General features: G+C 66.0%; 3 protein-coding genes. All 3 read right to left on the bottom strand.

Annotated features, from left to right (window positions below; genetic code table 11):
* Positions 1–215: 215 nt before the first annotated feature.
* Positions 216–1,544, bottom strand: coding sequence for a putative aminohydrolase SsnA (ssnA, locus tag ABLA28_RS10920; RefSeq protein WP_299302804.1), 1,329 nt, complete (start codon positions 1,542–1,544; stop codon positions 216–218).
* Between the two features lie 208 nt (positions 1,545–1,752).
* Positions 1,753–2,496: a PAS domain-containing protein gene (locus ABLA28_RS10915; protein ID WP_347713689.1), complete on the bottom strand. Its 744-nt coding sequence runs from the start codon at positions 2,494–2,496 to the stop codon at positions 1,753–1,755.
* A 358-nt stretch (positions 2,497–2,854) separates the two neighbouring features.
* Positions 2,855–3,773 (bottom strand): biotin-dependent carboxyltransferase family protein (locus tag ABLA28_RS10910; protein WP_347713688.1); only part of this gene is annotated, 919 nt, incomplete at its 5' end.

The following is a 3,773-nucleotide window of genomic DNA, read 5'->3' as shown; positions in this document are numbered from 1 at the left end:
CCACAAGGCCAATACCTCGCGGAAGGCGGTCATTCACGCCTCAACGGCGCAAACGAAGAGCCGGGCCGGCCAGATAGCGCGACCGGCATACCCCACAAGCCAACACCTCGTGGAAGGCGGTCATTCACGCCTCAACGGCGCAAACGGTTGCGCCGTTGAGATAGTGACTGACACGGCATTTGCGGCCTGAAAGGCCGCAAAGGGCCGGTCATTCACTAAAACCTCTCCCACGTCTTCACCGCCAGCTCGCGGGCCCTGGCCGCGACGGCCCGTTCGTCGATTCCCGGGAGCACGCGGTTCTCCATCAGCACCTTCCCGCGCGCGACGGTGGTGACCACACTGCGGCCGCTCGCCCCGAAGAGCAGGTGACCGTTGACGTTCGCATCGGTGAGCGGCGTCGGCGGCACGTAGTCCGAGACGATGACGTCGGCCGAACAGCCGGGCGCGAGACGCCCCAGCGGCACGCCAAAGTACCGCTCCGCGATGCGCGCGTTGTTCTCGAAGAGCATCTGCGGGATCTCCCCCCAGGCCACGTTGGGATGCCCATTGGCATGCTTCTGCAGCGCGTTGGCCATCTTGTAGGACTGAAGCATGTCGCTGACGTAGCCGTCCGTCCCCAGGCCGGTGAGAATGCCCCGCCGGCAAAACTCCAGCACGGGCGTCGTGCCCACGGCGTTGCCCATGTTGGACTCCGGGTTGTGGACGACGGCCGTCCCCGTCTCCTTCAAAATATCCATCTCGTGCTCGTCAATGTGGATGCAGTGTACGGCGATGGACTTCGGCCCCAGCAGGCCGAAATCGCGGAAACGCTCGAGAATGCGCCGGCCGTATCTCTCCTCGGAGTCCCGCTCGTCGGCCGGCCCTTCCGCCACGTGGACGTGGAAGCCCGCATCCGCGTCCCCCATCGCCTCCCGACAGGCGGCCAGGGTCTCGTTCGACAGGGTGATGGAGGCGTGAAGCCCGAAGGTCCCGGCCAGCAGGTCATCCTTCTCCTCACGGGCGGCACGGATGAACTCCATGTTCTCCTCGATTCCCCGGCGCATGATCTCCGGACCGTCGCGGTCGGACACCTCGTAGCAAAGGCAGTTTCGGATCCCCGTCTCGCGGGCGGCGCGGGCCAGCTCGAACAGGCTGCCCCTCACCGCATGGGGGCTGGCGTGGTGGTCCAGCACGGTCGTCGTGCCGTTCTTGATGCAGTCGATCATGCAGATCAGGCCGCTGTAATAGCAGTCCTCGAGGCTCAGGGCCTTGTCCAGCCGCCACCAGAGCCGCTCCAGGACCTCCATGAAATTTTGCGCCGGTGCGTCCTTCGTGGATATCCCGCGGGAGAAGGCGCTGTAATAGTGCATGTGGGCGTTGATGAAGCCCGGCAGGATCAGGCCGCCGTTCGCGTCGACGAACCGGGCCTCGGGATATCGGGCCCGCAGATCGTCGGTCGGCCCCACCGAGACGATCAAGCTGCCGTCGGCCGCCACGCAGCCGTTCGGGAACCAGGGATTTCGAGGATCGCGCGTTACCAGCATTCCGTTTCCGATCAACAGCATTCAACAGGCCCCCTGATTCCAATTCGAGATCGTTCGCATGCAGTAAGCGCAACGCCGGCGAAAAAACGAGCCGTGCGGTCCGCCTGGGGCTTTCACCGGACGGTCATCGGCCCAAACGCAGCGCGCGAACGATCAAGATTGGAGTGATCTCTCCTCCCTTTTCGGGAGGGTTTCCTGGGACTTCTCGTCCTCCTTTTCAATTCCGGCTTCAACCCTTCAAATAGCGATAGACCGTCTGCTCCGAGACGCTCAGGCGCCGGGCGACCTCCGTGACTACGCCCTTCAGCAAAAAGACGCCCCGGGCGTTCAGTTCCTCCACCACCTCGCGCTTCTCGCGGGCGGTGAGACGGGAAGGGGCCGCCTTACAGGCCGATAAAACCCGCTCCAGGACGGAATAGACCATGTGCTCGACGTTCCGGTCCGCCTCGTCCCGGCGCGGCCCTCTGGATTCCCCGACGAAGGGGACAGCGGGCACGCCGCCGGACTTCTCCAGGCCCAGCAGCCGATCGACCGTCTGACGCGCGGCCATGAGCTGCGTGAGGTCGACGTTGACGCCCAGGATCCCCACGACGTTCCGTTTCTCGTCCCTGATGAAATAGGTGGAGGACCTCAGGATCTTATCGCCCGCCGGCTGGCCGAAATAATTGGCCGCATAGGGCTCCCCGCGCTCCTCCGCCCTCCGCGCCATCCTGAGGGCGGCCTCCGTGGCGGTGGCGTCCCCAGCCCTGCGCCCCGTGAGCTCCCCGTTGCGGATGGCGACCATGGAGTGCCCCTTGCGCCGCAGGTCGTGCAGGACGACCTCCGCCGTCGGCCCCAGAACCTCCGCCAGAAAATCGACCAACGGCAGGTAGGAAGCGACGACATCGCCGGAGGCGGACTTTCCGCCCGCAGCCCCTCCGTTTTCCTCCTCCGTATCGACGGCTCTTCCCATTCCGGGCCTCTCGCAATCCACCGCGGCACCTCCCTCCATCGGCGTCAGAGTACCCGAGGCCGAAGGGACTCGGCCTCAGGACCCCCATGCGTTCGCCATGCTATTTTTAACGACATGATAATTTTTTCTCAGGATAATAAAAGTTTACGCTTCAGAGAGGGGGGTTGTCAAGAATTGAAGATGCAAGGAAATCCACAGGCTGCGACGGTTTCATGAAGGAATCGGGCGCGTCATGGTATCGGTTGGGCTGGCCTCGATCCTGCTACGCCAGGTGCGGCAAAAAACGCGTAGAACCCCTCCTTGCCAAACGCCAGGATTTTGTCTGCGGATTTGGGGTACGGCGATACGACTCCGTTGTCCGGCCCGCCAGGCCGGACCGCTAGGGCAGACGCTCCCACTCCACCGCGTGCGCAACGCCGTTTACCGTCAGCGTCATCCGGCCGCGCTCCCGATGCAGACCGCTCCCAGAGGCCGGAGACACCGTGCCGGGACGCGTCCGCCACGCCGCGCGCAGACGCCGCGCCTCCCCGTAAAGCCGGGCCTCGTCCCGAAGCAGTCTCAGGGCCTCGGGCACGGAGACGCGCGCAAAGCGGACCCCCTGGCCCGGAAGCCGCTGCGCCAAAACCGGCACGTCCACGGCGCAGACCGTTGCAATCTTCGTGTAGCCGCCCGTCGTCTGCCGGTCTGCGAGCATCACGATGGGCTGGCCGTGGCCGGGCACCTGGACGCTGCCCAGGGCGACGGCATCCGACACGATATCGGCCCCTTCGCAGTGCTCCACGGATGGCCCCTCCAGACGGTACCCCATGCGGTCGGCCGAGGCGGAAACCGTGTACTCCGAGCTCAGGAACGTTTCGATCCCCCCCGGCGTGAAGGCATCGTCCTGAGGCCCCATCACCACGCGCAGCGGCGCCGAGGCGTCTCGTACCGGACGCAGGCCGACAGTCAGGGCCAGCCCCTCGGAGTCCGCCCAAAGGACATCCGGGGCCCCGGTCCGCAGCACGTCCCCGGCCCTCAGTGCCCTTCCCTCGTGGCCGCCGAACCGGCCCCGTACGTAGGTGGAACGGCTGCCCATGACCAACGGAACGTCGAAGCCCCCGCTGACGCACAGATACGCCCGAGCCCCCGAAGCCGGAGCGGCGAACGCCAGCGTGTCGCCGGCCGCCACGCGATGGACCCGCCAGGTATCGAGCGCCGCTCCGTTGCGGGTGACGCCGGCGTCGGCGCCGGTGACGACGACGCACCCCTCCCCCTCCTCGACCCGAAGGGCCGGGCCCAGCACGGTGATCTCGAGGGCC

It is taken from the genome of uncultured Fretibacterium sp. (genome assembly GCF_963544685.1).
Taxonomy (GTDB): domain Bacteria; phylum Synergistota; class Synergistia; order Synergistales; family Aminobacteriaceae; genus CAJPSE01.
Note: the sequence above shows the minus strand (reverse complement) of the source record. Positions and strands in the feature narration are given on the sequence as shown.